At 73.8% G+C, this 23,677-nt stretch carries 24 protein-coding genes and 1 pseudogene; 13 read left to right on the top strand and 12 right to left on the bottom strand.

Annotated elements, in window-relative coordinates; all coding sequences use genetic code 11:
- The first annotated feature begins 13 nt into the window (after positions 1-13).
- From purD to OG218_RS10350, 5 genes are read left to right on the top strand one after another with little or no spacing between them, the layout of a single operon-like run.
- Complete coding sequence (gene purD / locus OG218_RS10370; RefSeq protein ID WP_442906485.1) at positions 14-1,297, top strand: phosphoribosylamine--glycine ligase; 1,284 nt, start codon at positions 14-16, stop codon at positions 1,295-1,297.
- Positions 1,294-2,172 carry a phosphoribosylaminoimidazolesuccinocarboxamide synthase gene (locus OG218_RS10365; RefSeq protein WP_328293139.1) on the top strand — a complete coding sequence of 293 codons (879 nt, stop codon included), beginning with the start codon at positions 1,294-1,296 and terminating at the stop codon, positions 2,170-2,172. Before purD ends, OG218_RS10365 begins: the two co-directional genes overlap by 4 nt.
- 58 nt (positions 2,173-2,230) lie before the next feature.
- The gene (locus OG218_RS10360) at positions 2,231-3,013 is read left to right on the top strand and encodes a DUF4253 domain-containing protein (protein WP_328293138.1); all 783 of its coding nucleotides are present in this window, start codon (positions 2,231-2,233) and stop codon (positions 3,011-3,013) included.
- Complete coding sequence (locus OG218_RS10355) at positions 3,004-3,429, top strand: CidA/LrgA family protein (RefSeq protein ID WP_328293137.1); 426 nt, start codon at positions 3,004-3,006, stop codon at positions 3,427-3,429. Before OG218_RS10360 ends, OG218_RS10355 begins: the two co-directional genes overlap by 10 nt.
- The gene (locus tag OG218_RS10350; protein ID WP_328293136.1) at positions 3,426-4,121 is read left to right on the top strand and encodes an LrgB family protein; all 696 of its coding nucleotides are present in this window, start codon (positions 3,426-3,428) and stop codon (positions 4,119-4,121) included. The genes OG218_RS10355 and OG218_RS10350 overlap by 4 nt, the downstream gene beginning before the upstream one ends.
- A 24-nt stretch (positions 4,122-4,145) precedes the next feature.
- Here the strand turns inward: OG218_RS10350 and OG218_RS10345 are convergent, their stop codons facing one another.
- The gene (locus tag OG218_RS10345) at positions 4,146-5,180 is read right to left on the bottom strand and encodes an aminoglycoside phosphotransferase (protein WP_328293135.1); all 1,035 of its coding nucleotides are present in this window, start codon (positions 5,178-5,180) and stop codon (positions 4,146-4,148) included.
- A 60-nt stretch (positions 5,181-5,240) separates the two neighbouring features.
- Between OG218_RS10345 and OG218_RS10340 the strand changes: the two genes are divergently transcribed.
- Positions 5,241-6,149 (top strand): ABC transporter substrate-binding protein, encoded by a 909-nt coding sequence (locus tag OG218_RS10340; protein ID WP_328293134.1) that lies wholly within the window; start codon positions 5,241-5,243, stop codon positions 6,147-6,149.
- Positions 6,150-6,215: 66 nt separating this feature from the next.
- On the opposite strand, the gene OG218_RS10335 is transcribed toward OG218_RS10340, so the two are convergent.
- Positions 6,216-7,730 (bottom strand): MFS transporter, encoded by a 1,515-nt coding sequence (locus OG218_RS10335; protein ID WP_328293133.1) that lies wholly within the window; start codon positions 7,728-7,730, stop codon positions 6,216-6,218.
- 139 nt (positions 7,731-7,869) lie between these two features.
- On the opposite strand from OG218_RS10335, the gene OG218_RS10330 reads away from it, so the two are divergent.
- Entirely contained in the window at positions 7,870-8,514 is a 645-nt protein-coding gene (locus OG218_RS10330) for a TetR/AcrR family transcriptional regulator (protein WP_328293132.1), read from the top strand.
- A gap of 19 nt (positions 8,515-8,533) precedes the next feature.
- Here OG218_RS10330 and OG218_RS10325 read toward each other — a convergent pair.
- Positions 8,534-8,770, bottom strand: a pseudogene (locus OG218_RS10325) (IS5/IS1182 family transposase); the annotation flags it as partial.
- A gap of 168 nt (positions 8,771-8,938) precedes the next feature.
- Between OG218_RS10325 and OG218_RS10320 the strand changes: the two are divergent.
- From OG218_RS10320 to OG218_RS10310, 3 genes are all read left to right on the top strand, one after another.
- Positions 8,939-9,229, top strand: coding sequence for a DUF2089 family protein (locus OG218_RS10320; protein WP_328293131.1), 291 nt, complete (start codon positions 8,939-8,941; stop codon positions 9,227-9,229).
- Positions 9,226-9,543 carry a hypothetical protein gene (locus tag OG218_RS10315; protein WP_328293130.1) on the top strand — a complete coding sequence of 106 codons (318 nt, stop codon included), beginning with the start codon at positions 9,226-9,228 and terminating at the stop codon, positions 9,541-9,543. The genes OG218_RS10320 and OG218_RS10315 overlap by 4 nt, the downstream gene beginning before the upstream one ends.
- A gap of 181 nt (positions 9,544-9,724) precedes the next feature.
- The gene (locus OG218_RS10310) at positions 9,725-10,195 is read left to right on the top strand and encodes a hypothetical protein (RefSeq protein WP_328293129.1); all 471 of its coding nucleotides are present in this window, start codon (positions 9,725-9,727) and stop codon (positions 10,193-10,195) included.
- Here OG218_RS10310 and OG218_RS10305 read toward each other — a convergent pair.
- The 8 genes from OG218_RS10305 to OG218_RS10270 form a co-directional block, all read right to left on the bottom strand.
- On the bottom strand, positions 10,155-10,604 hold the full coding sequence (locus tag OG218_RS10305; RefSeq protein WP_328293128.1) for a hypothetical protein: 450 nt from the start codon (positions 10,602-10,604) through the stop codon (positions 10,155-10,157). The two genes, OG218_RS10310 and OG218_RS10305, sit on opposite strands and share 41 nt — an antisense overlap.
- Before the next feature lie 182 nt (positions 10,605-10,786).
- Positions 10,787-11,416, bottom strand: coding sequence for a TetR/AcrR family transcriptional regulator (locus tag OG218_RS10300; RefSeq protein ID WP_328293127.1), 630 nt, complete (start codon positions 11,414-11,416; stop codon positions 10,787-10,789).
- A gap of 85 nt (positions 11,417-11,501) precedes the next feature.
- Complete coding sequence (locus tag OG218_RS10295) at positions 11,502-12,374, bottom strand: MBL fold metallo-hydrolase (RefSeq protein WP_328293126.1); 873 nt, start codon at positions 12,372-12,374, stop codon at positions 11,502-11,504.
- Positions 12,371-13,639: an MFS transporter gene (locus OG218_RS10290; protein ID WP_328293125.1), complete on the bottom strand. Its 1,269-nt coding sequence runs from the start codon at positions 13,637-13,639 to the stop codon at positions 12,371-12,373. Before OG218_RS10290 ends, OG218_RS10295 begins: the two co-directional genes overlap by 4 nt.
- Positions 13,640-13,693: 54 nt before the next feature.
- Positions 13,694-14,440 carry an SDR family NAD(P)-dependent oxidoreductase gene (locus OG218_RS10285; RefSeq protein ID WP_328293124.1) on the bottom strand — a complete coding sequence of 249 codons (747 nt, stop codon included), beginning with the start codon at positions 14,438-14,440 and terminating at the stop codon, positions 13,694-13,696.
- A 153-nt stretch (positions 14,441-14,593) separates the two neighbouring features.
- Positions 14,594-15,106 carry a nuclear transport factor 2 family protein gene (locus tag OG218_RS10280; protein WP_328293123.1) on the bottom strand — a complete coding sequence of 171 codons (513 nt, stop codon included), beginning with the start codon at positions 15,104-15,106 and terminating at the stop codon, positions 14,594-14,596.
- A 23-nt stretch (positions 15,107-15,129) separates the two neighbouring features.
- Entirely contained in the window at positions 15,130-16,560 is a 1,431-nt protein-coding gene (locus OG218_RS10275) for an FAD-binding oxidoreductase (RefSeq protein ID WP_328293122.1), read from the bottom strand.
- A 128-nt stretch (positions 16,561-16,688) separates the two neighbouring features.
- Positions 16,689-17,483 carry an MBL fold metallo-hydrolase gene (locus OG218_RS10270; RefSeq protein ID WP_328293121.1) on the bottom strand — a complete coding sequence of 265 codons (795 nt, stop codon included), beginning with the start codon at positions 17,481-17,483 and terminating at the stop codon, positions 16,689-16,691.
- 307 nt (positions 17,484-17,790) lie between these two features.
- Between OG218_RS10270 and OG218_RS10265 the strand changes: the two genes are divergently transcribed.
- A complete protein-coding gene (locus OG218_RS10265; RefSeq protein WP_328293120.1) occupies positions 17,791-19,107 on the top strand; it encodes a glycosyltransferase in 1,317 nt (438 codons plus the stop codon).
- The gene (locus tag OG218_RS10260) at positions 19,104-20,288 is read left to right on the top strand and encodes an acyl-CoA dehydrogenase family protein (RefSeq protein WP_328293119.1); all 1,185 of its coding nucleotides are present in this window, start codon (positions 19,104-19,106) and stop codon (positions 20,286-20,288) included. The genes OG218_RS10265 and OG218_RS10260 overlap by 4 nt, the downstream gene beginning before the upstream one ends.
- Positions 20,289-20,324: 36 nt before the next feature.
- On the opposite strand, the gene OG218_RS10255 is transcribed toward OG218_RS10260, so the two are convergent.
- Positions 20,325-21,521, bottom strand: coding sequence for a PucR family transcriptional regulator (locus OG218_RS10255; RefSeq protein WP_328293118.1), 1,197 nt, complete (start codon positions 21,519-21,521; stop codon positions 20,325-20,327).
- Between the two features lie 138 nt (positions 21,522-21,659).
- On the opposite strand from OG218_RS10255, the gene OG218_RS10250 reads away from it, so the two are divergent.
- Entirely contained in the window at positions 21,660-23,669 is a 2,010-nt protein-coding gene (locus OG218_RS10250) for an AfsR/SARP family transcriptional regulator (RefSeq protein ID WP_328293117.1), read from the top strand.
- Positions 23,670-23,677 lie beyond the last annotated feature (8 nt).

Here is a 23,677-nt window from a genome sequence, read left to right as displayed (position 1 = left end):
ACCCTCGGTCCCCGTGGACGTCCTCGTCATCGGATCCGGTGCCCGTGAGCACGCCTTGGTGCGTGCCCTGCTCGAGGATCCCGGGGTCGACCGCGTGTTCGCGGCCCCCGGCAACGCCGGGATCGCGCTCGTCGCCCCCGTCGAACCCGTCGACGCGAGCGACCCCGACGCCGTCGCGGCGCTCGCGGTCCGCCTCGGCGCCGACCTCGTCGTCGTGGGTCCGGAGGCACCGCTCGTCGCCGGTGTCGCCGACGCCGTCCGCGCCGCCGGCATCGCCTGCTTCGGCCCGTCGGCCGAGGCCGCCCGCCTCGAGGGGTCCAAGGCCTTCGCCAAGGAGGTGATGGCCGCCGCCGCCGTCCCCACCGCGATGGCGCACCTCTGCACGACGGAGGACGAGGTCGCCGCCGCGCTGGACGCCTTCGGTGCCCCGCACGTGGTCAAGGACGACGGCCTCGCCGCCGGCAAGGGCGTCGTCGTCACCGATGACCGGGAGGCGGCCCTCGCGCACGCCCGCACCTGCCTGGCCCACGGCCCGGTCGTCGTCGAGGAGTTCCTCGACGGCCCGGAGATCAGCGTCTTCTGCCTCACCGACGGCGAGAGCGTCATCGCCCTGGCCCCCGCGCAGGACTTCAAGCGGGCCCTGGACGGCGACGAGGGCCCGAACACCGGCGGCATGGGGGCCTACTCGCCGCTGCCGTGGGCGCCGGCCGACCTCTCCGACGTGGTCGTGGAGCGCATCGCCCAGCCCGTCGTCGACGAGATGGCCCGGCGCGGCACCCCGTTCAGCGGTGTCCTCTACTGCGGCCTGGCCATGACCTCGCGCGGTGTGCGGGTCATCGAGTTCAACGCCCGCTTCGGCGACCCCGAGACCCAGGTCGTCCTCGCCCGGCTCGCGACCCCGTTGGGCGGGGTGCTGAACGCCTGCGCGACCGGTGTCCTGCGCGACCAGCCGGCGCTGCGCTGGCGCGCGGACGCGGCGGTCACCGTCGTCCTCGCGGCGCCGGGGTACCCGGAGGCCCCGGTGACGGGCGGTCTGCTGCGCGGTCTCGACGCCGCGGACGCCGTCGGCGGGGCCGCGGTGCTGCACGCGGGCACCGCCCCCGCCCCCGACGGCACCGGGATCGTGAGTTCCGGGGGGCGCGTCCTCTCGGTCGTCGGCGTCGGCGCCGACCTCGCTGCGGCGCGGGCGGTGGCCTACGAGGCCGTGGAACTGATCGACCTCGAGGGTGGCCGGTTCCGTCGCGACATCGCGCTGACGGTGGCGACCGGGTCGCGAGCGACGGACGTGATCGCATGAGCGTTCTCGAGCTGGACGGCTGGACCCACACCTACTCGGGCAAGGTCCGCGACCTCTACGTCCCGGCCGGGGGCGAGAACGGGACCGTGCTCGTGGTCGCGAGCGACCGGATCTCCGCCTACGACCACGTGCTGGCCAGCACGATCCCCGACAAGGGGAAGGTGCTGACCGCGCTGTCGTTGTGGTGGTTCGAGCAGCTGCGCGACGTCGTCCCGAACCACGTCCTCTCCACCGACGTCCCCGTCGCCGTGGCCGGACGCGCGATGGTCTGCCGCAACCTCGCCATGTTCCCCGTCGAGTGCGTGGCCCGCCGGTACCTCACGGGTTCTGGTCTGGCCGAGTACCGCGAGAGTTCCACCGTCTGCGGACTGGAACTGCCCGCGGGACTGGTCGACGGTTCCCGCCTCGACGAGCCGATCTTCACGCCCGCGACGAAGGCCGAACTCGGCGAGCACGACGAGAACGTCACCTTCGAGCACGTCGCCGCGACCATCGGCGCCGACGCCGCCGCGGAACTGCGCGACCTGACGCTCGCGGTCTACCGCCGGGCCGAGGGGATCGCGCGCGAACGCGGGATCGTGCTGGCCGACACGAAGTTCGAGTTCGGGACGGTCGATGGGGTGACGATCCTCGGGGACGAGGTCCTCACCCCCGACTCCTCGCGGTTCTGGCCCGCCGAGACCTGGGAACCCGGTCGCGCGCAGCCCAGTTTCGACAAGCAGTTCGTCCGCGACTGGCTCACCTCGCCCGCGTCGGGCTGGGACCGCCGGGGTGCCGACGCGCCGCCGGAACTGCCCGCCGAGGTCGTGGAGAAGACCCGCGACCGCTACGTCGACGCCTACGAACGGTTGACGGGTCAGACCTTCAGCGCCTGACCCCGCGATCCACGGGGGTGGTGGCCCGTTCCCGGTCGCGGTCTGCGACGGTGGTCGGGTGACCGGACGTGCAACCACCCTCGCCGAGCTCGTCGCCGCCGTCCCCGGGTTGCCGTCGGGGCGGCTGGTGTCCCCGGCGGGCTACCCCGGCGCGGAACCGCTGCTGTGGGTCTCCGCGGTGCCGGCGTCGGTCGGGGCGTGGACGGAACTGGCCGCCGCGCACGCGGTCACGGGGCTGTGGCCGGTCCTGCTCGAGGGCCTCGCGGACGACGACGTCGCCCGCCCCTGGCTGGAGGGCGAGTTCGCCCCCACCGGCTGGCGGGCCCTGGACACCGCGGCGGTGGAGGAGTTCCTCGCCGGGGACTTCGCGGACGCGTTCGACGACGACGAGTTCCCCGACGGCGCACCCGCCTGGCCCGGTCTGTCCCCGGCGCTCGCGCCCCTCGCCGACCCCGCCTCGGTCGCCGCGGTGCTCGCCGACGAGCTGCTGACCCACGGGCCCCACCGTCACCTCGGACTGGTGCAGGCCGAGCGGGGGGCCGACGTGCTCGCCGAGCTCGGCTGGCTCGGGGCGACGAACCACGACGCCGACCCGGGGACGCTGTCGTCCGTCCTGCGCAGCTGGGAGGACCGGTTCGGGGCGCGAGTGGTGGCGATGGGTTTCGACACCCTCTTCGTCAGCGTCGCGGCCCCGCCGAGCGACGCCGCGGAGGCGTTCCCCGTCGCGGCGGAGCACCTGGGGTTCTGCTACGACGCGATCTTCCAGGACGGGCCCGGGGACCTCGCCGGGTACGCGGGCGAACTCGTCGGCGTGGGGGTGTGGCGGTTCTGGTGGGACTGAACCCCGGTGCCGGCGGGCGTGACGCCCCCCGCCCGCCCGGCCGCGGCTGGGCCCCGCACGTGCCCGCCGTCCTCGCGGCGCTGGCCCTGCTCCTCGGGCTGCAACTGCTCGGTACGCTGCTCGTCGACGTCACCCACCTCCCCGTCCCCGGGGCCGTGGTCGGGCTCGTGGTGCTCCTCGTCGTCGGAGCCCGGTTCCCCGGCCTCGTGCGTCGGGCGGAACCCGCGGGCGAACCGCTGCTGAAGCACCTGCAACTGCTCTTCGTCCCGCCCGGGGTGGGGGCGCTGACGCAGTTGTCGACCCTGGTCCACTCGGCCGGGCCCCTGGCCCTCGCCGTCGGCGGTTCGTTCGCGACCGGCCTGGTCGTCGCCGGGTCGTTGCTGCAGAAGATGTTGCGCCGCAGGGAGTCGGCGTGAGCGCGCTGATCCACGCGCCCGGTTTCGGGTTGGCCCTCACGGTCGCGGCCTACCTCGGCGCCGGGGAACTGCACCGCCGGCTCGGGCGGCCCGCGCTGCTGGCTCCCGTCCTCGTCGCGATGGTCGTGGTCTCGGTGGTGCTGGAGGTCCTCGGCATCTCCTACCAGGAGTACCTGGCCTCCGTGTCGATCCTGACCCTGCTGCTCGGCCCGGCGACGGTGGCCCTCGCGCTGCCCCTGCTGCGGTCAGGTCGGGCGCTGCTCGCCGATCGGGCGGCGGTGCTCGTGACCCTCGTGGTGACGGGTGTCGTGAGCGTCGGCGTGACCGTGGCCGCGCTCCTGGCGCTGGGGGCCGACGACAGCCTCGTGCTCACGACGTTGCCCCGCTCGGTCACCACGCCCGTGGCGCTGACGGTGGGGGAGACGATCGGGGCGAACACGACGCTCGCCGTGGTCCTGACGCTGGTCTCCGGTGTCCTGGGGGCGACGGTCGGCCCGTGGCTGCTGGACCGGGTGCGCGTGTCCGACCCGCGGGCGCGCGGTTTCGCGATCGGGATGGTGTCGCACGGGATCGGCACGTCGCGGGCGCTCACCGAGTCCGACGTGACGGGTGGGTGGTCGAGCGCGGCGATGGTGCTGAACGCCCTGGCGATGACGGTCGCGCTGCCTCTGGTGGCCCGGTTCTTCTCCTGATCTCCTCCTGACGGGACCCCGTCGTCAGCCGGTCAGGTCGAGGGCTTCGTCGCACCAGCGGACCAGGTGGAACAGGACCAGACCGCGTTGCCGGTACAGGTGCCCGGCGTCGACGGGGCGGTGGTACGCGTCGTGCTCGGGTTCGGCGGCCCGTTCCAGCAGCAGCGGCAGCAGCCACGCGTACTTCACGCACGAGGCCACCACGCCCAGCCGGACGTCGCGCTCGTCCCCGTCCCACCCGCCCGCCCGCAACCCGTCGAGGTGGGCGGGCCAGCACGCGGCCTCGAGTTCCCCGAGGCGTTCCGCGGGCCAGAACAGGTCGAAGCAGGCGTCCGGCAGCCAGTTCCCCAGGTCCTCACCGACGGCACCGTCCCCGCCGGACGCCCAGTCCAGGAGGACGACCTCGCCGCTGGGCCGGCGGATCGCGTTCGCGGCCCAGGCGTCGAGGTGGCACAGCGTGCGGGGCAAACGTTCCACCACGGACACCAGGTGCTCGCGGTGGTCGAGCAGCCGGCGCCACCCGGCGCGCAGGTCGGCCGGCCAGTTGTCGCGGACGAGGGGCCGGTGCCAGGCGGCGTCGTCGTCGACGAGGCCGGGGTCGCCGGGGCGGCTGGTGGAGTACGCGCGCAGGAACCCGCGTGACGCCCAGATCGGTCGTGGCTGCGGCGGTCGGGCCTGCCAGCGTCCCAGGGCGGTCGCCGTCGCGACGTGGTCGGCGAGCGCGAAGTCGGCTCCGGCGGTGCCGGGGACGTCCTCCAGCCACAGGCTCGTCGTGTCGCCGTGGGGGACGACCTCGGCGGCGGGCAGGTCGAGGCCCGTCCCGGCCAGCGACGCGCGGAAGGCGGGGTCGGCGTACACCTCCGCCTCGCGGGCCCAGTGGTTCCAGTCCGCGGGGGTCGACGACGACCTCCAGTGCGCCGGGGTGTCGGTGCCGGTCCCGGTGCGTCGCAGTTGCTTGTGGACGCGGGTGGAGCCGTCGGGGGTGTGGACGCGTTCGACGACGTCGGTCGTGGCGTTGTCCGGGTTGAACCTCAGGGTCTCGCGTTCCGGCGAGGTCATGGCCGGATCCTCGCAGGGATTGATCCGCGAACGCCACAGGTGAGGCTAGGCTTCCCTCTTGTGCGCTCCCGACCCCTCGCCCTCGCCCTGACCGCCGGACTCCTGCTCGGTGGGTGCTCCGACGTCTCCTCGGCCGAGGAGGACACCGCCGCCGCGGCCGAGCGCAGCGTGACGCACGCCCGGGGCACGACGGAGGTTCCCGCGGAACCCCGGCGGGTCGTCGTGCTCGAACCCCTCGAACTCGACACCGCCGTGGCGCTGGGGGTGACCCCGGTCGGAGCGGCCGTCGCGAGCAACGTGGCGGGGATCCCCGCCTACCTGGGCGTCGGCGACGCCGTGAAGTCCGTCGGCACGGTCCCCGAACCGGACCTCGAGGCGATCGCGGCGCTGGAACCCGATCTCATCCTCGGGACGGACTCACGGCACAGGGACCTCTACGACGAGCTCGCCGGCATCGCACCGACGGTGTTCATGGCGACCCAGGCCGACCCCTGGCAGGACAACGTGCGGCTCGTCGGGGAGGCGCTCGGTCGGGCGCAGGAGACCGACCGGTTGCTGGCCGGGTACCGCTCGCGGTGCGAGGAGATCAAGGCCGAGCACCGGTTGACGGGGACGACGGCGAACCTCGTCCGTCCCCGGGACGAGACGACGCTGAGCCTGTACGGGCCGACGTCGTTCGCCGGGAGCGCGTTGGAGTGTGTGGGGTTCACGATCCCCGACCGCGACTGGCAGGACTCGATCCTCGTCGACGTCTCCCCGGAACGGGTTCCCGAGGCCGCCGCGGACCACGTGTTCGTCACGACCACCGACGTGGCCGACCCGGGTTCCGTCCCGACGTTGATCCGGGACAACCCCGCCGCCTTCCCGGCGGTCTCCCTCGTCGACACCTCCTACTGGGTGTCCGGGGTCGGGCCGCTGGGTGGGCAACGCGTCCTCGACGACATCGATCGGATCCTCGACGCGGGCTGACCCCGGGAACACGAACCGCGATCCCGCTGGGTTTCCCAGCAAGATCGCGGTTCGGGGTGGGGTGGGTCAGTGGGCGACGGTCGGGACCGGGATCGAGCCGATCGCGGCGAGGCGTTCCTGACGGACGGAGTGCCGGTTGATGAGGCTGCCGGAGATGACCGCGACGAGCACCAGGGCGAGCGCGCCGCAGGCGAAGGCCACGTGGTAGCCGTGCAGGACGGCGTCGACGGGGTTCCCGCCGTGAGCGGCGACGGAACTCGCGAAGATCGTCGACAGCAGCGCGGTGCCGATGGAACCGCCGACCTGCTGGAACGTGTTGACGCTGGCGCTGGCGGCGCCGGCGTCCTCGCGGGCCACACCGCTGGTCGCGGTGTTCATGGCCGAGGAGATGATCAGCCCCATGCCCAGACCGGTCACGACCAGGGCGGGCAGGATCGTTCCGGCCCAGTGGCTCTCGGTGTTGGTGCGCAGGAACAGCAGCACCCCGGTGGCGGCGACGAGCGAGCCGATGGTGATGAGCGCCTTCGGCCCGATGCGCGGCAGCAGGCGCGGCGTGATCTGCGTCGCGGCCGTCATGATCGAGAGCGGCATCGGCAGGAAGGACAGCCCGGTCTCCAGCGAGGAGAACTGCAGCGTCTGACGCAGGTAGTAGGTCAGGAACAGGAAGATGCCGAACATCGCGACCCCGACGAGGCCGATCGCGATGAGCGCTCCACCGCGGTCGCGGTCACGCACGATCCGCAGCGGCAGCAGCGGGTGCGAGACCCGGGACTCCACGACCACGAACAGGGCGACGAGGACGACGCCGGCGGCGAGGCAGGTGATGGTCACCGCGTCGGACCACCCGTTGGTCTCGGCGGAGGAGAACCCGTAGACGATCCCGACGAGGCCGGCGGTGATGGTGATGGTGCCGATCAGGTCGAGGCGGGGACGGGGTCCGCGGGTGGCCTTCGGCATGAAGAGGAGGGCACCGACGACGCCGATGGCGGCGAAGACGACGTTCACGTAGAGGCACCAGCGCCAGGTCGTGTACTCGGTGAGGACGCCACCGAGCAGGACTCCCGTGGCGGCGCCGGATCCGGCGATGGCGCCGAAGACGCCGAACGCGCGGGCCCGGTCCTTGGGATCGGTGAACGTCGTGGTCAGCAGGGCCAGGGCCGAGGGGGCCAGCAGGGCGCCGAACACGCCCTGGAGGGCGCGGGCCGCGACGAGCTGTCCGAAGTTCTCGGCGAGGCCGCCGATCACGGAGGCCCCGGCGAAACCGATGAGCCCGATGATGAAGAGGTTCTTGCGCCCGAACAGGTCGCCGAGGCGACCGCCGAGCAGGAGCAGTGACCCGAAGGCCAGGGAGTAGGCCGTGACGATCCACTGGCGCTGGTCGTCGGCGAAACCGAGGTCCGCCTGGGCCGCGGGGAGCGCGATGTTGACGATGGTCGCGTCGAGGACGACGGCCAGCTGCGCGATGCCGATGACGGCGAGGACGAACCAGCGGTGGTCCTTGGTGGCCTTGTGGGCGGGGTGCGCCGCGGCGTGCTGCCCCGCGTGCGGCGGTGTGTTGGTCGGAGCGGTGTCGGAGCTCACGAGTTCTCCAGGAGTTTCGAGGTGCCGGCGGCGATCGGAGGCCGGCGTCAAACGGACGGGTCGCGTCCACTTCCACCAGCGTACACGCAAACGGACGCGAGGCGTCCATTTGTTCCCGGCGCACGAGTACCCTGGAACCGTGAGCACGACGACCCACGACCGACCGCTGCGCGCCGACGCCGTCCGCAACCGGGCGCTCATCGTCGACGCCGCCCGCCGCCTCTTCGCCGAGCGCGGTCTGGACGTGACCCTGCACGACGTGGCCGAGGCCGCCGGGGTGGGGGTCGGGACGGTCTACCGCCGCTTCCCGGACAAGGACGCCCTGCTCGGGGGCCTCGTCGAGGCCAAGCTCGAGAACCTGCTCGCGCTGGCCGAACGCTGCGCGGACCGGCCCAGCGGCCGGGAGGGCCTGCGGTCCTACCTGCTGGGGACGATGGAGCTGCGGGCCGGGGACAAGGCGTTGTCCACCACCGTCATGCGGGCCGCCCCCGCCACGGCGGACGCCGAGCGGCTGCGGGCCGACCTGAGCGAAGCGGTGACCCGGCTCGTGGACCGCGCGCACGCGGAGGGGGCGGTCCGGGAAGGTTTCACGGCGGCCGACGTGCCGTCGGTGTCCTCGATGATCGGCTCCATCGCCGACCGGACCCGCGGTGAAGGCCCTTCCGCCTGGCGCCGGTACGGGGCCCTGCTGCTCGACGCGGTCTGCCCTCCCGAAGGGGAGCTGCCGCCCATGGAGGGCACGCCGCCCGCGTGGGTCGTCGGTCCACCGCCCGCCTGCGCTTAGAACGACCGGCAGTAGTGCGTCACCGCAGCCGGCGGGTGGTGGGGCGACCAGGCCAGCGGTAGCGGTTGCGGGCCTCGTTGATCAGGCGGCGCAAGACGGTGATCGCGGCCGCGAGGTGGGTGCAGAACTCCACCACCGGACGGGACCGGTCGGTGATCCGGCGCAGCTTGCCGTAGCCGTTGAACCAGGCGTGGGTGCGCTCCACCGGCCACCGTTTGCCGACCTGGATCGGGGCCCTCACTCCCTTCACCGCAATGCGACCCTGCAGCACGCCGAGGCGGACCTCGACGCCGATCTGCGGCTAGGTGCGACGAAAGTCTCGACCCGCCCAACGCTCGGGTGGAACCGGCAAAGGGCCTTGCCGTTCCCGTCGCCGTCTGCGTAATGTTCAAGTCAGGTTGAACATCGCGCAGGAAGGTTGGTCGTGGAACCGTGGCTTGAAGCGCTCACCGACAGCGACCGATCCTTCGTGCGCACCCTGGTCCTCACCTCCGGCTCCTTGAAGGCCGTCGCTGCCACCTACGGCGTCTCTTACCCCACCGTCCGCGCCCGCCTGGACCGCATCATCGAGAAGGTCCAGGCCGTCGAGGCCGCACCCGCTGACCCCTTCATCACCGCCATCTCCGGGATGGTCATCGACGGCAGCGTCCCCCGAGACGTCGCCGACCGCGTCATCGGCGCCTATCGGGTTGCCGCAGAGAGGCAAGCACCATGAACAGCGTCATCGATCACCTGCTGAGTGCGGCCGTGGGACTCGCCGTCCTGCTCCTGCAAAGGTTCGTGCTCTCCAACCGCCCCCAGGTATGGCTGGGCGCAATCCTGCCCGCCGTCCTGATAGCCGCCCTGATCTTCTTGGGCGTGCAGGGACGTATCAACGACGCACGCTCCTGGATCCTCTTCACCCTCGGCCTCGTGGGTTTACTCGGCATCTGGGGCGACGGTCAAGCCGCCCGCAAGAAGCGCCTTCAGCGGGAGAACGAACGCATCGACGCCATCCACGCCCAAGGCGCCGCGAACCACCAACTCTGACGCCAGAAAACTCCCCAGCACGTAGTTCCCAGGCCCACCGGAGCAGCGGTCATCCCGCCACCAGAGCGCCTCGCTGCGGCGGCGCATCAGGCGAGCGCCAACGGCAGTCGAGGGCTGCCACGTGGGTGGAGCATTCCCTCGAAGCCTCACCGGCGCCGACGTCAGGTGCGAGCATGCGGTCGTGATCACGACCGTTCACCAGCGCTTGGGCCTCGCCGCGACGGGCCTGTGCGCGCTACTGCTCACCTCGTGCGGCGGCGGGGAGCCGGACAGCTCGATCGAGGTCACCGCTTCCTTCTCGCTCTGCCACGAGGGCACCTGCCATGGGCTCCCGGCCGCGCGCGCGAACGTCTCCTTCCGCGACGGCGGGGGTCGTGAACTGTCCAGCGACACCCTCGACGACGCCGGACACATCAAGCGCTACCTGAAGGCGGGCACCTACACCGTCGAGGTGTCCCTGCCCGAGCTGGGCCTGGCCGTCAATGACGACGACACCCCCATCGTGCTGAGTGAGGGAATGGGTTTCTCCGCGCTCATGTACTTCCCCACCGACCTTGCCGTGGCAGAACAGGATCAGCCCGCGTCGGCCGCCACGAGCGAGTCCGCCTCGACTACTGAGCCTGCTGAACCTGGGGCGCCTGCTGGAGGGTGACGAGGAACTCCGACCCGCGGGCCGCGATCAGCTCCCCGGTCCACGGGGTCTCCAGGTGCCCGTCGTCCCCGTCGTCGGTGCCGCACAACGCCGAGCCGCTCGGTACCCGGGCGATTGCCTCGATCGTGCCGTCCTCGTGCACGACATGCAGGTCCGTGACCCGACCGCGCACGCGCTGGTAGACCGGAGTGCCCGCTTCCCCGATGTCGTGGCGGCCCTCGACGAGGCGCTCGCGACCGTCGGGCCCCGTCCAGGGGTAGACGCTCAGCTCGATCACCGCGTTGCGCTCGATGGCGGGACCGCAGCAGTCGTGCTCCCAGCCGCCGACCTCGACGACGAGGTCCTGCGCGTGCTCTGAACTGCCTGCGTCATCTGCTGGTCCGGCCGAGCTTGCCCTGTCGTTGCCCACCGCCCGACTCCAAGAGCGACGGCAGTCGGTCGGTTGCCCTGTTCGCTGGGCCCGGCGTGGAGCGTCCAGAGACCGCACCAGCAGCGGGCTCTCAGCTCCCAGGTCGTGCGGCATGGTCCCCCGCGTTCCGCCTATTGCCGGTCGCTCTTAGCCCCGGCGGACGCCGGGCCGGCAGCGGCGGCTCAGGACCACTCGCCCTCGCCCGTGCCGAGGTGGTCGCGGCCGAGGTCGGTGAGGGGGACGGCCGCGAGGCTGGTGAGCCCGATGTCGAGCAGCGTCGCGCGCGAGACCCCCGACCCCCCGAGCGTGGACATGCCCTCGAGGACCGCGCAGAAGTAGGCCCCGAGGGAGTCCGCGTCGGCGTCGGTCTCGATCTCACCCGCGCTCTGGGCCTCGACGATGCAGGCGGCGTAGTGCGCCCGCATGGACTCGAAGGCGGCGGCGACGGTCGCTGCGACCTCCGGGTCCTGGGCGGAGAGTTCCACGGCGGCCTTGGTGAAGAGGGACGGGGGCGCCTGCGCCGAGCCGTGCTCGACGGCCACCTTCACCAGCTGCGCGCGGATGCGGGTGATGGGGTCGTCCGAGCCGTGCCGGATCGACTCCACGGCGTCCACCGCCTCGGCGGCGTCGCTGAGGAACGCCCGCATGAAGAGGTCCCGCTTGCCGCCGAAGGTGTTGTAGAGGCTCTGGCGGGCCAGGCCCGTCGCCTCCAGCAGCGTGTCGAGCGAGGTGCCCGCGAAACCCGTCTCGGCGAACGCCTTCCGCGCGCGGGCGATGACGTCCGCCTCGTCGAACGAGCGGGGTCTGGGCATGGTCGTCCCTCCGGGGTCGTTACCTGGGCGTCGGACCATCCTGACGCACCCCGGCGAGCTGGTGCGTCGCCGACGTCCGCCGCGCCTACGGGGCGAGCGGCGTGAGCGACGGGGTCGCCGCGGGGTCGTAGCGGCGGAAGACCGCGTCCGGGAAGTGCGGCCCGACGAGGACCGCGCCGTCGCGACCGACGCGGTCGGCCAGGTCGACCCGCGTGCGGATCGCCGCCGCCGCGTCGTGGTCGCCCACCCAGGCCAGGTGCGGGTGCAGGACCTCGGCCGGGCAGTGGACGGCGTCGCCGACGACGAGCGCGTGGCCTCGGGTTCCCCGGACGGCGAAGGCGAGGTGTCCGGGGGTGTGTCCCGGGGTCGCGACGGTCCGCACCCCGACCACGGGCTCGCAGCCCTCGACCAGGGACCGGCGCCGGGCACCGATGATCTCCAGCTCATGGGGTCGCGGACCGACGGGGTCACCCCGCTGCTCGGGGCGGGTCCAGAAGTCCCACTCGTCCTCGCTGAGCCAGAGCTCCGCGTTCGGGAAGGTGGGGACGCCGTCGCCGGCCTCGTTCCCGAGCCAGCCGACGTGGTCGGCGTGCAGGTGCGTCAGGAGGACCGCGTCGACGTCACCGGGTTCGACGCCCACCTCGTGGAGGCTGTCGAGGAGCGTCCCGCCGCGCATGTAGGCGTCGCGGGTCGTCCCCGGACGGACGAGGGGGATGGTCCGGGCGCCGATGCCGGCGTCGACCAGGACGCGGCGCTCGCCTGTGCTGATGAGGACCGCGCCCACGCTGAGGACGAGCAGGCCGTCCCCGTCCACCACGTCGAGGTCGTCGGCGAACAGGTCGTCGTGACCCGCCGGGTAGGCCACACCGGGCTCGGCGCGGAACTCGCCGTCGGGCAGGTAGGTGAGGGTGGTCCCCCCGAGGTCGAGGGTGGTGGTGACGGCCGGAGAGGCGCTCACGGTGCTCCAGGTGGGATCGAACCGACGGGGGAAGGGGTCTGCGCGGCAGCGTGCGCGGTGCGCCGTGCACCGAGGACGACGAACACCAGGGCCCCGGCGAAGGCGATCGCGCCGGCGAGGCGGAAGTCCGTGTCGAGGCCGGCGGAGGTCACCACCAGACCGCCGAGGACGGAACCCGCGGCGATGGCGAGCTGGATGGTCGTCACGAACAGCGCGAGGCCGGTCTCGGCCCCGGCCGGTGACGCGGTGGACATCCACGTCTGCATCGCCAGCGGCAGGGCGCCCCACGCGAAGCCCCACACCACGACGAGCACGAGGACCCCGACGGTGCTGCGCGCCAGCAGCGGCAGCAGCACGACCGTCGCCGCGAGCACGACCTGGGCCGTCCCCGCCGTGCCCAGCACGCTGCGGCCCAGCGTCGCGCCGGCCGCGAAGTTGCCGGCGATCCCGGCCAGGCCGAACACGAGAAGCGCGCAGGTCACCGTCCCGGGGCCGACGCCGGCGCGGTCCTGCAGGAAGGGGGTGACGTAGGTGGACGCGGCGAACTGCGCGGCGAAGGCGAACGCGGCCCCGAGGAGTCCGACCCGGGCGCGGGGCACGCGGAACAGCGCGCCGAGCGCCGAGACCCGGACACGCTGCGCCGCAGGGAGACCGGGCAGGGCGATCAGTTGCAGGACGAGGGCGGCGAGGCCGACCGCACCGCCGATGACGAAGGCGAGGCGCCAGCTCGCGAACGCCGAGACCGCCGCGCCCAGCGGGAGGCTGACGACCGTGGCGACGGAGATCCCCCCGGTGATCAGGGCGGTCGCCCGGATCGTGTCCGCCGGGGCCACGAGGCGCCCGGCGATCCCGGCCCCGATCGCCCAGAACCCGCCGAGGCTGATCCCCAGGAGCACCCGGGCGAGCAGGAGGAGCGGGAAGGTCGGGGCCAGGGCGGCGAGGACGTCGGAGACGACCAGCAGTGCGCTGAGCCCGGTGAGCACGACGCGCCGGTCGAGTCCGGAGGCGGCCACCGTGACCGCGGGAGCGGCGACCGCCGCGAGGAGCCCGGTGACGACGACCATCAGTCCGGCCGTCCCGACGGGCACGTCGAGGCCGGAGGCGATGGCCGGGAGGAGTCCGACGGGGAGGAACTCCGAGAGGACGATCGCGAACGACCCGAGGGCGACGGACGCGACGCCGAGTCGTCCCCGGCGCGCGGGCGACGGTGGGGGTGCGGGTTCGCGTTCCGTCGTGGCCGGGACGGACGTGGTGCGGTCGCTCACCGGGGTCTCCTCCTCGTCGGCTGGTGTGGTGCGGGCTGGTCCGGACCGGGTGGGTCAGGCGATGGTGGAGCCGCCGTCGACGAAGACCTCGCCGCCGGTCATGCCGGAGCTCTGGTCGGAGACGAGGAAGAGGACGGTGGCGGCGACCTCCTCGGGGCGCAGGACCCGGCCGAAGGGCAGCCCGGCGGCGATGGCCGCCAGGAGACCGGCTTCGTTGCCCGGGGCCAGACCGGTCAGTCCCGGCGTCTCGGTGGGGCCGGGGACGACGGTGTTGATGCGGATCCCGCGCGGGGCGAGCTCGGCGGCCCAGGTGCGGGTCAGCGTCGCCACCGCGGCCTTCGAGGCGCCGTAGAGGCCGAAGTCCTTCTCCGTCCCCGATCCGGCGGTGGAGCCGGTCACCACGATCGCGGCGCCTTCCCCGAGGAAGGGCAGCGCGCCCTGCACGGTGAGGATCGTGCCGCGGACGTTGGTCGCGAAGGCGGTGTCGATGTCCTGCGCGCTGACCTCGGCCAGGGGCTTGAACTCCCCGCCGCCGGCGTTGACGTGGACCGCGTGCAGTCCGGTGCCGCGAGCGGCGACGGCCTCGAACAGGGCGTTCACCTGCGCCGGGTCGGAGGCGTCGGCCTGCACGGTGGTCACCGCGTCGCCGAGTTCGGCCGCGACCGCGTCGAGCTGCGTCTGGCGCCGCCCGGTCACGACGACGTGGGCCCCTTCCTCGACGAACCGGCGGACGACCGCCAGGCCGATGCCGGAGGTCCCGCCGGTCACCAGGGCCGTCTTGCCGGTGAGTGCTGCGTTCATCGTCGTGCTCCGTTCTCGTAGTGGACTGTTCGGTCTTTAACCTACGCCGTGGTGGACCGTTCAGTCAAGAACAGGTGGCTGACGACGGGCCGGGTGGGTGGCCGGGTTCGGGCGCGAGGACACCGCGCCCGTCCCGACCACCCCGCCGGGGGCTCAGACCTGGGAGACCAGGACGGTCGGGTCACCCTCGAACCAGGCGCTGTCGATGCTGAGGTGCTGGATGCGCCACGTGGCCCCGTCACGCACGAGCCGGGCGGTGTAGCGGTTCATCATCAGGGCGTGCCGGGTCTGGACGGGGTCGGGTCCCTGGCCGGGCAGGAAGTGCATGGCCTGGGCGTAGCAGGTCAGGACGGCGGTGTCGCCGGTGATCTCGCTGCGCGGGTTGGTGACGCTGTGGCTGGTGTCCAGGGGACCGACGGCGCCGACGAGAGCGCCCACGACGGTCTCCCGGGGCGTCAGGACGGGGAACTCCAGACCGATCTTCGCCGTGGCCGGGGTGAGGTCGACGGTCGCGTCCGGCGTGAGCGCCGAGGTCATGAGGTCGGCGTCGGCGAGGTCCAGGGCGCGGGTGTAGCGCAGGACGGCGTCGACGACCTCGTGGTGGTCCACGAGGTGGCTGAGTTCCGCGGACGTCGCGCTTTCGGTGGTGAGGGTTCGCGTGGTCATTCTCGTTCTCCAGGGGAGTCGCATCAGGAGCGGGGCAGGACGTTGTGGTTGAGGCGGAACAGGTTCTGCGGGTCGTAGGTCGCCTTCACCCGCTGCGCACGGGCGAAGGTCTCGGGCAGGTAGGCCCGGCGGACGTCCTCGGGGTCGGTGTCCCAGGCCGCGACGAAGTTCGCGTACGTGCCCGGCGCCGAGTGCGGTTCCAGGCGACGGAACGCCCGGTCCGTCCACGCCGACGCCGGGCCGGCCTGCGCCGGGCCGATGACGAAGACGCACAACGCGAACGCGGCGTCGTGGTGCGCTGCGGCGTAGGGCAGGTCGGGGTTCGTGGCGAGCGCACCACCGAGCTGGCGCAGTTCCACGATGTGCGCCGGGCAGTCGGAGTCGGGACCGAACAGGTCGACGAGGTCGGCCAGCGACCCGGGCGTGAACTCCCGCAGCAGCACCGTGCGCTGGACGAAGGGCGCCGGGTCGACGGGATCGTCGTGGATGGCCGCGTTCTCCCGGTAGGGGATCTCGGCGACCGTGTCCAGCACCACCGGGGCGCACCCGCGCAACGGCGCGAGCAACGCGTCGGCCGTGGCCGCGTCTCCGAGGAGGGAGAAACGCACGTGCACCGCGAACTTCCCGCTGAGGAAGTCCGGCAGGAACGGCAGCGGCGGGAAGCGCGTCAGCGCGATCGAGGTGGTGAGTTCGTCCGGGGCGTTCGCGGTCAGGTCGGCGTAGGCGGACAGCACGGCTCCGGCGTGCTCACCGGCGAAGAACAACCCCCCGGCGTGCAGGTGGGTCACGGGGAACAACCCGAACTCCAGCGCCGTGACGATCCCCACGTTGCTCTTGGAGGCCAGCAGACCCCACAACAGGTCGGCGTCGGGGGAGTCCGGCCGGTTCTCGAGGTGGTGCAGCCGCCCGTCGGCGGTCACGACGTCGAGGGCGGTGACGTGGTCGGAGGCCCAGCCGTGGGCGCGGCCCATCGTGGGACTCAACCCCCCGCCGAGGGTGTAGCCGACCACGCCGACCAGGGGCGAGGACCCGTTGAGCGGGGCGAGCCCGTGCTCGGCGGCGGCGTCCACCACCGCCTGCCAGCGGACCCCGGCCCCCACGCGCACCGTGCGCCGGACGGGGTCGACGCTCACGTCGTCCATCCGGCGGGTGGTGATCAGCACCGCACCGTCGGTGGACGGCGAACCCTGGTGACCGGTGGCCATCACGGCCACCGGCAGTCCCCGGCGGGCCGCGAAGAGCACCGCGGCCTGCACGTCGGCGGCGCTCGCGGCACCGACGACGACTGCCGGCGCGTGGGCCACGGCGAGGTTGTAGGGCGAGCACTCGGCGGCGTACCCGTCGTCGCCCGGGAGCAGGACCTGCCCGTCCACGGCACCGACCAGGGCGTCGAGGCCGTCCAGGGCGGGGGTGACCGGGGACTGCCCGGTCGCGGTGTCCACAGCGTTCTTCACAGCATCGTCTCCAGGAGGTGGAACGTGGTCGCCGCTCGTTCCGGCGTCGTGGACCACTCCACCTCCTGCCCGTCGACGACGTGTCGACGCCGCGTGGACGCCCCGTGGACGCCCGTGTCGACGTCTCGTCAGCGCGACCGCGCGGCGGCCACCGCCCGGTCCAGCGGGAACTCCAGCGGGACGCCGTGCCCGGGACCGATGACGTCCGCCGGCACCGCAGCCAGCACGTCCAGGGCCGCCGCGGTGGCCGCCGGGTCGTGGTGGAAGAAACCCCGCAGCAGTTGCGGGCCCTCGACCGCGCTGAGCGGGTGTCCCGTCACGAGGGCGTCGCCCGTCAGGACCACACCCAGGTCGGGGAGGAGGAACGCGCTGTGCCCGCTGGTGTGCCCGGGGGTCGGCACCGGCACGGGGCGGCCGGGGACGTCGAGGGCCGCGCCGGCGCGGGGGGACGGGAACGCCTGCGCGTCGGCGATCCGCACGTCCCGGGTGCCGCCGCTGCGCACCGCCCGCACGGCCCAGGCCGCGACGCGGGGACGCCACGCCTGGCGCAGCACCGTCGGGACGCCGACCTGTTCCAGGTGCTCGCGACGGGCGTGCGCGACCTCGGCGGGGTCCAGCAGCACGGGGACCCCCGGCACCGCGCGCAGCACGGCGCCCAGCCCTCCGACGTGGTCGACGTGGGCGTGGGTCACCAGGACCGCACGGACGTCGCGGGGCTGGTGCCCCAGCGCCGCGACGGAGGCCAGCACGAGTTCCCCGTGGCCGGGGTAGCCGGCGTCGATCAGGGTCAGGTCGCGCCCGTCGCGCAGCAGGTACCAGTTCGCGAGGGGCGTCCGCGCGCAGAACACCTCGGGTGCGATCTGGAGGAGTTCCCAGCCTCCCGCGGGACGACGGACGTGCACCGGTCTCCTGGAACTGTTCATGCTGGGAAACTACCGGCCGCGGGGGACCGCGCCGTCCACGGAAGGACGGGCATGAGTTCCGGCCTCGCGTCGGCCGGTCGAGAGCCGTTGTGCAGCAGAAGGTCCGCTGGTCCTCGGTTTTCCGCGTCGACGAGACGTCCACGCCACGTCGACAACCCCGTGCGGCACTGGTGCCAGCACCCGTCGAGCACGTCCCGCCCCACCGAGCACCGGAGGCAGCACCCGTGGTCACCGTCACCCGAACCCCGACCCGTGCGCGGCGGTACCGTCCGCCCGCAGCACTCCGCGGAACCGAGGTGGGCTGACCGTGCGCATCACACTCCTGGCCATGGGTTCCCGCGGCGACGTCCAGCCGGCCGCCGTCCTCGGAGCCGAACTGGTCCGCCGCGGCCACGAGGTCGTGCTGGCCACCACCGACGACCTCACCCACTTCGGTGAGGCCCTCGGCCTCCCCGTGGTCCCGTTCGGGTTCGACATGCGCGCGTTCCTCCGCTCCGACCAGGGCCAGGAGTTCCTCCGGAACTCCGACGTCCACCAGTACCTGGAGGGTTTCGTGCGGATGAAGGCCGTCCACGCGGACGTCCTGCACCCCGCGATGGTCCGGGCCTGCGAGGGCGCGGACGTCATCGTCTCGAACACCCTGCTGCTGGACGAGGCGTCGTGCCTGGCCGAGGCGTCGGGGGCCGCGGTCGTCGCGATCCACCACGCCCCCCGACGGGCGAACTCCGCCTTCCCGTCGTTCATGCTGACGCGGCGACGCGTTCCCCGGCCCCTGAACCGGGCGACCCACGCCCTGTACGCCCGGTGGGAGCAGAAGGCCACCGCGGGCTACACCAACGCCTTCCGCCGCTCCGTGGGCCTGCCCGCGATCACCGTCCCGATCGCCCGGCGCCTGGCGCAGGCCGGTGCGCTGGAACTGCAGGCCTACGGCGAGGCGCTGGTCCCGGAACTGAGATCCTGGTCGCCGCGGTTCCCGCTCACCGGGCCCGTCGTGGCGACGCCGGAGCAACGGGAGCGCTGGGGCGAGGCGACGTGGGACGCGGACCTGGAGGAGTGGCTGCGCGCGGGCGAGGCGCCGGTGTTCTTCGGGTTCGGCAGCATGCCCGTCGCCGATCCCGCCGCCCTCTTCGCCCTGGTGCAGGCCGTGTGCCGGGAACTGGGGGTCCGCGGGCTGGTGGGGGCCGGGTGGACCGACCTCGCCGCGGCGGACGCGACGGAGCGGGTCCGCGTCGTCGGGCCGGTGGACCACACGCTGCTGTTCCCGCGCTGCGCCGCCGCGGTTCACCACGGGGGCGCCGGGACGACGGCGGCCTCCGTGACCGCCGGGCTGCCGACCGTCGTCTGCGCCGTCTCCTTCGACCAGCCCTTCTGGGGCGGACGCCTGCACGACCTCGGCATCGGCGCCTGGTTCCCGTTCCGCGACCTGACGGCCCCCCGGCTGGTCGAGGCCCTCCGCGGCGTCCTGACCGAGGCGGCCGCCGGACGTGCACGCTCGATCGGTGCCGCCCTGGGGCAGGAGGACGGTGCCCGGGCCGCGGCGACGGAGATCGAGCTGGCGACCAGCGCCCGTCGCCCGCTCGGAACGGTCACGCACGCCGGAACCGACCCGAGGAGGACCCCGTGAACGACACCCGACCGGCCGCCCGCGACCACCTCGTGGCGGCCGCCTGCGATCTCGTCCCGGCGCTGCGTGCGGGGGCACCGGCGGCGGAACGGGGGCACCGCCTGACCCCGGCAGACGCGCGCTCCCTGCACGAGGCGGGGTTCTTCGCCCTGCACGCCCCCGCCGCCCTCGGTGGCCTCGGCGCCTCGATCGCGACCGCCGTGGACGTGCACGCCGAACTGGCCCGCGGGTCCGGGTCGGCCGCGTGGTGCGCGGTGATCCTCTCCGGCGCCGGCCTGCTCGCCTCCCGGTTCCCCGCGGCCGGTCGCGAGGAGCTGTGGGCCGACGACCCGCGCGCCGGCGTGTGCGGGAGCTTCTTCCCCACCGGCACCGGCCGCCGCGTCCCCGGCGGGTTGCGGGTCAGCGGACGCTGGCAGCCGATGTCGGGCATCCACCACGCGCGGTGGGCGTTGCTGCCCGTCCTCGTCCAGGACGTCCAGGACGAACGGCCCGCGGTGGAGGCGGTTCTCGTCCCCGTCGAGGCGCTGGACGTCGAACCCACCTGGGACGTCGTCGGGATGGCGGGCACGGGCAGCGACACCGCCGTCGCGCAGGACGTCCTCGTGCCGCAGCGGCGTTGCGCGCCGTTCGCGGCCCTCCTCGGGGCGGGCGCGCCGGACGCGGCCGACCCCCTGCGGTCGACGACCGCCTACTCGGCCCTGGGCGTGTGCGCCGGTGCCGTCCTGGTGGGGATGGCGCGCGCCGGTCTCGAGCTCGTGCTCGACGCCCTCGGGAAGGGCCGTCCGCTCGCCTCCTCCACCTACGCCGACGCGCGGGACGCGCCGGGCGTGCGGTTCGACGTGGCGAGCGCCGCCCGGCTGGTGGACACCGCCGGCCTGCACCTGGCCCGCGCCACCGGCGACGTCGAGCGGGGGGCGCGGGAGGGACGTCAGCTCGACGTCGCGACCCGGGCGCGCGTGCGGGCGGACCTGGCCACGATCACCGTCTCCACGCGCGCGGCGTTGGGGCACCTGCTCGACGCCGGCGGGGCCCGCTCCTTCGCCGCGGGCAACCCGCTGCAGGCCGTCTGGCGCGACGTGGAGGTCCTCTCCCGCCACCCGCTGCTCGCCCCGGGGCTCAACGTCGACGTCTACGCCCGCACCCTGCTGGGCTCGCAGGAGCAGGTGGCGGCGTTCGTCTGACCGCGGGTCGACCGCTTCGGGGCCGCTCGCTGCGGGTCACCCGTCGCGGGTCCAGTCGACCAGGAGCGTGCGGCACAACCCGTCCCACGTCGTCGGGTCCCACCCGGTCAGCGTCCGCCAGCGGTCGAGGCGGTAGCGGACGGTGTTGACGTGCACGTGCAGGGCGCTCGCCGTGGCCGACAGCGACGACCCCGCGTCGGCGAAGGCGGTGACCGTCTGGAGCAGGTGCGGGTTGTCCACGGCGGCCCGCAGGCCGGGTTCGAGCACCTGGCGCAACCGCGGGGCCTGCTCGCTCAGGCTGACCGGGAGCCACCACTGCTCGAAGGCCACGACCGGTCGGCGGGGGTCGGCGTGGGCCAGGCAGAGGACGGCGTCGCGGTAGCTGTCGACCGCCCCCGGGACGCCCGGACGGCTCAGGCCCACGCCGACCCGGGCGGCGGGGTCGACCCGGTGGACCCGGGCGACGAGCTTCGCGGGGTCCGTGCCCTGCAGGACGGCGACCATGGTCTGCCCGACGCCGGCGACCTGCAGGTGCTGCGTCGCCGGCCGCGGTACCCCGTCGCGTTCGTGCCAGCGCTGCACCTGCAGTTCCGACCAGCCGCCGACCGACCAGCACACCACCTGGAACTGCCCCGCGAGGTCGTAGCCCAGGCTGACCGCGGCGCGTTCGGCGACGTCGCGTTCGACGTCGCCCTGGCTGAGGGCCTGCACGAAGCGGTGGGTGGAGCGGATGTCGACCGCCTCCAGGGCCACGGTGGCCTCGCTGTGGGCCTGGGAGGCGGCCGCGGTGATGGCCTGCATCCAGGACCAGACGCCGTCGACGCCCGCCAGCAGGTCCAGCTGCAGCTCCTGGCGCCCGGACTCCCGGGCGAGTTCCTGCAGGTGGGCCCAGAGCCGCTGGAAACCGACCTGGAAGGCGCTGATCAGTGCGTGCAGCGGGACGCGGTCGAGGGCCCGCTGCCGGCCCAGGTCGCGAGCCGCTCCGAGTTCGCGGTCGTCGGGGCCCCGACCGCAGGCCAGCCCGGTCACCAAGTCGCGGAGCTGACCCTCGGTGTGCCCGATCTGCTGGGTCACCGTCGTCGAGCCGTACTCCACCACCCGGTCGTGGATGAGGTCGATGACCTCCAGGGTCAGGGCGGGAACGCTGTCCTGGGCGCGGGTGAAGAGTTCCGTCAGCGTCGTGATCGGGGGCCGGTCGGCCCCGCGCTCGGTCCGCTCGGACGTTCCGGTCACCGGTTCCCCCTCCAGCTGTGGACCTTGTGAGATCCACAAGGTGGGGCCGTCCATCTCTGGCGCTGCAGCTCTGTCCCCGCGGGGGCCCGAGCGCTCACCCTACGAGCACACCCACCGCGCACTCGAGAGGACCGTCCCGTGCCCCACGACGTCTCCCGGCAGGACCGGGAGCCCGCACCGGACCTCGAACTGACGGTCCTCGGTGCGGTCTCGATGCGCTGGTGCGGCACGGACGTGGACCTCGGCACCCCTCAGCAGCGGGCCCTCTGGGCGGTCCTCGTGCTGCGGTCGGAGCAGGTGGTCCCCGTCGAGGAACTCGTCGAGGCGCTCTGGGACGGCGAGGCCCCCACCGGGGCGCGCACGACGGTCCGCACCTACGTCTCCCGCCTGCGGCGGGTCCTCACCGCCTGCGGAGCCGACGGCGAGGTCCGGCTGGAGTCCCGTTCCGGGGGGTACGGCCTGTTCCTGCCGCCGGGGGTGGTGGACGTGGACCTGTTCCGCGGTGAGGTCGCCGCGGCCCGCGCCGCCGTGCGCGAGGGACGGGACTCCCTGGCGCACGAGCGGTTGCGCACGGCCCTGGCGCGGTGGACCGGTCGTGCGCTGGCCGGGGTGGACGGCCCGTACCTGACCGCTCGCCGCGCCCACCTGGAACTGCTGCACGCCGACGCGGTGGAGGACCTGTGGGCGGCCGAGCTCGAGACGGCCGGGCCCGGGCCCGGGCCCGGAACCGTCGCCGAGCTGGTGGACGCCGTGGCCGCGGAACCGCTGCGCGAACGCCGCCGGGAACTGCTGATGCTCGCCCTCTACCGCAGCGGCCGTCAGGCGGAGGCGCTCGCCACCTACCGCGAGGCGCACGAGTTCCTCGCCGCCGAACTCGGTGTCGACCCCGGTCCCGGTCTGCAGTCGTTGCACGAGAGGGTGTTGCGGGCCGACCCCGCGCTGGCGGGACGGATCGCGACCCGCCGCCCCGACGCCGACGCCCCGGGTGGGGCGCCCGCCGGAGTTCCGGCGCAGCTGCCGCCGCGGGCCGAGCCGTTCGTGGGACGGGCGGAACTCCTCGACCGGTTGGCGGCGTCCCTGCCGGACGCGGGCCGGCTCGTGGTCGAGGGTCTCACCGGGCTGGGCGGAACCGGGACGAGCGCCCTGGCCGTGCAGGTCGCGCACCGGGTGCGGGGGAGCTTCCCCGACGGTCAGCTCTACGCCGATCTCCGCGGCGGTGCGGGCCCGGTGAACGCGCACGACGTGCTGGGTGCGTTCCTGCGCGCGCTGGGGACCGCACCGCACGCGGTCCCCGAGGCGCGCGCCGAACGGATCGCGACCTGGCGCACGGTGACCGACGGACGGCGCCTCCTGCTGCTGCTGGACCACGTCACCACGGCGGAGACGGTGCGGGACCTGCTGCCCGCCGGAGCCGGCAGCGCCGTCCTGTTCACCAGCGCCCGGCGGCTGCCCGCGCTGTCCCCGGTGCGCTGGACCACCGTCGGGCCGTTGCCCGCGGAGGAGTCGCTCGAGCTGCTGGGAGCGGTGGCCGGCCACGAGCGGGTCCTCGCCGAGCGGGAGGTGTCCGAGCAGGTGGTCGCCGCGTGTTCGCACCTGCCGCTGGCGGTGCGCGTCGCGGCCGCGCGCCTGCTGGACCGGCCGGGGTGGAGCATCGCCCAGATCGCGGCCCAGCTCGCCGACGACCTGCGCGAACCGGTGGTGATGGCCGCCGACTGCGCGATCGTCGACGCGCCGCTGCGACGAGTGCAGGACAGCCTGGGACGCGAACTGGGGCAGGCGTTCTGCCTGCTCGCGGTGCCCGACTGCGCCTGGCTCGACGGCGGTGCCGCGGCCGCGGTGCTGGACGTCGCCCCGGTCCACGCCCGTGGGGTGCTGGAGGAACTGGTCGACGCCCACCTCCTGCGGGCCGAACCCGGTGGCCGCTACCGCTTCCCCGGCCTGGTCAAGGCGTTCGCCCGCCGGCAGGCCTGGGTCGCCGACCACGACCGCTGCCGCGCTGCGCTGCAACGCCTCGTCGAGCACCACGCCCAGGCGCTGCGCGAACGGGTGCCCTCCTCCGGGGCCTCGCTGCGCAGCCTGGGCACGGCTCGCCGCGACCTGCCGGTGCCGGTCCTGCAGGAGTTCCTGGCCACGCTGCCCGTCGCCTGAACCGGCGC

This window comes from Kineococcus sp. NBC_00420, from assembly GCF_036021035.1.
Classification (GTDB): domain Bacteria; phylum Actinomycetota; class Actinomycetes; order Actinomycetales; family Kineococcaceae; genus Kineococcus.
Note: the sequence above shows the minus strand (reverse complement) of the source record. Positions and strands in the feature narration are given on the sequence as shown.

What these genes read in the sequence shown, in the direction of transcription:
- OG218_RS10365 (WP_328293139.1), top strand. Translation starts at nt 1,294, where the DNA reads ATGAGCGTTCTCGAGCTGGACGGCTGGACCCACACCTACTCGGGCAAG.
- OG218_RS10345 (WP_328293135.1), bottom strand. Translation starts at nt 5,180, where the DNA reads ATGACCTCGCCGGAACGCGAGACCCTGAGGTTCAACCCGGACAACGCC.
- OG218_RS10315 (WP_328293130.1), top strand. Translation starts at nt 9,226, where the DNA reads ATGAACAGCGTCATCGATCACCTGCTGAGTGCGGCCGTGGGACTCGCC.
- OG218_RS10300 (WP_328293127.1), bottom strand. Translation starts at nt 11,416, where the DNA reads ATGCCCAGACCCCGCTCGTTCGACGAGGCGGACGTCATCGCCCGCGCG.
- OG218_RS10285 (WP_328293124.1), bottom strand. Translation starts at nt 14,440, where the DNA reads ATGAACGCAGCACTCACCGGCAAGACGGCCCTGGTGACCGGCGGGACC.
- OG218_RS10280 (WP_328293123.1), bottom strand. Translation starts at nt 15,106, where the DNA reads ATGACCACGCGAACCCTCACCACCGAAAGCGCGACGTCCGCGGAACTC.
- OG218_RS10270 (WP_328293121.1), bottom strand. Translation starts at nt 17,483, where the DNA reads ATGAACAGTTCCAGGAGACCGGTGCACGTCCGTCGTCCCGCGGGAGGC.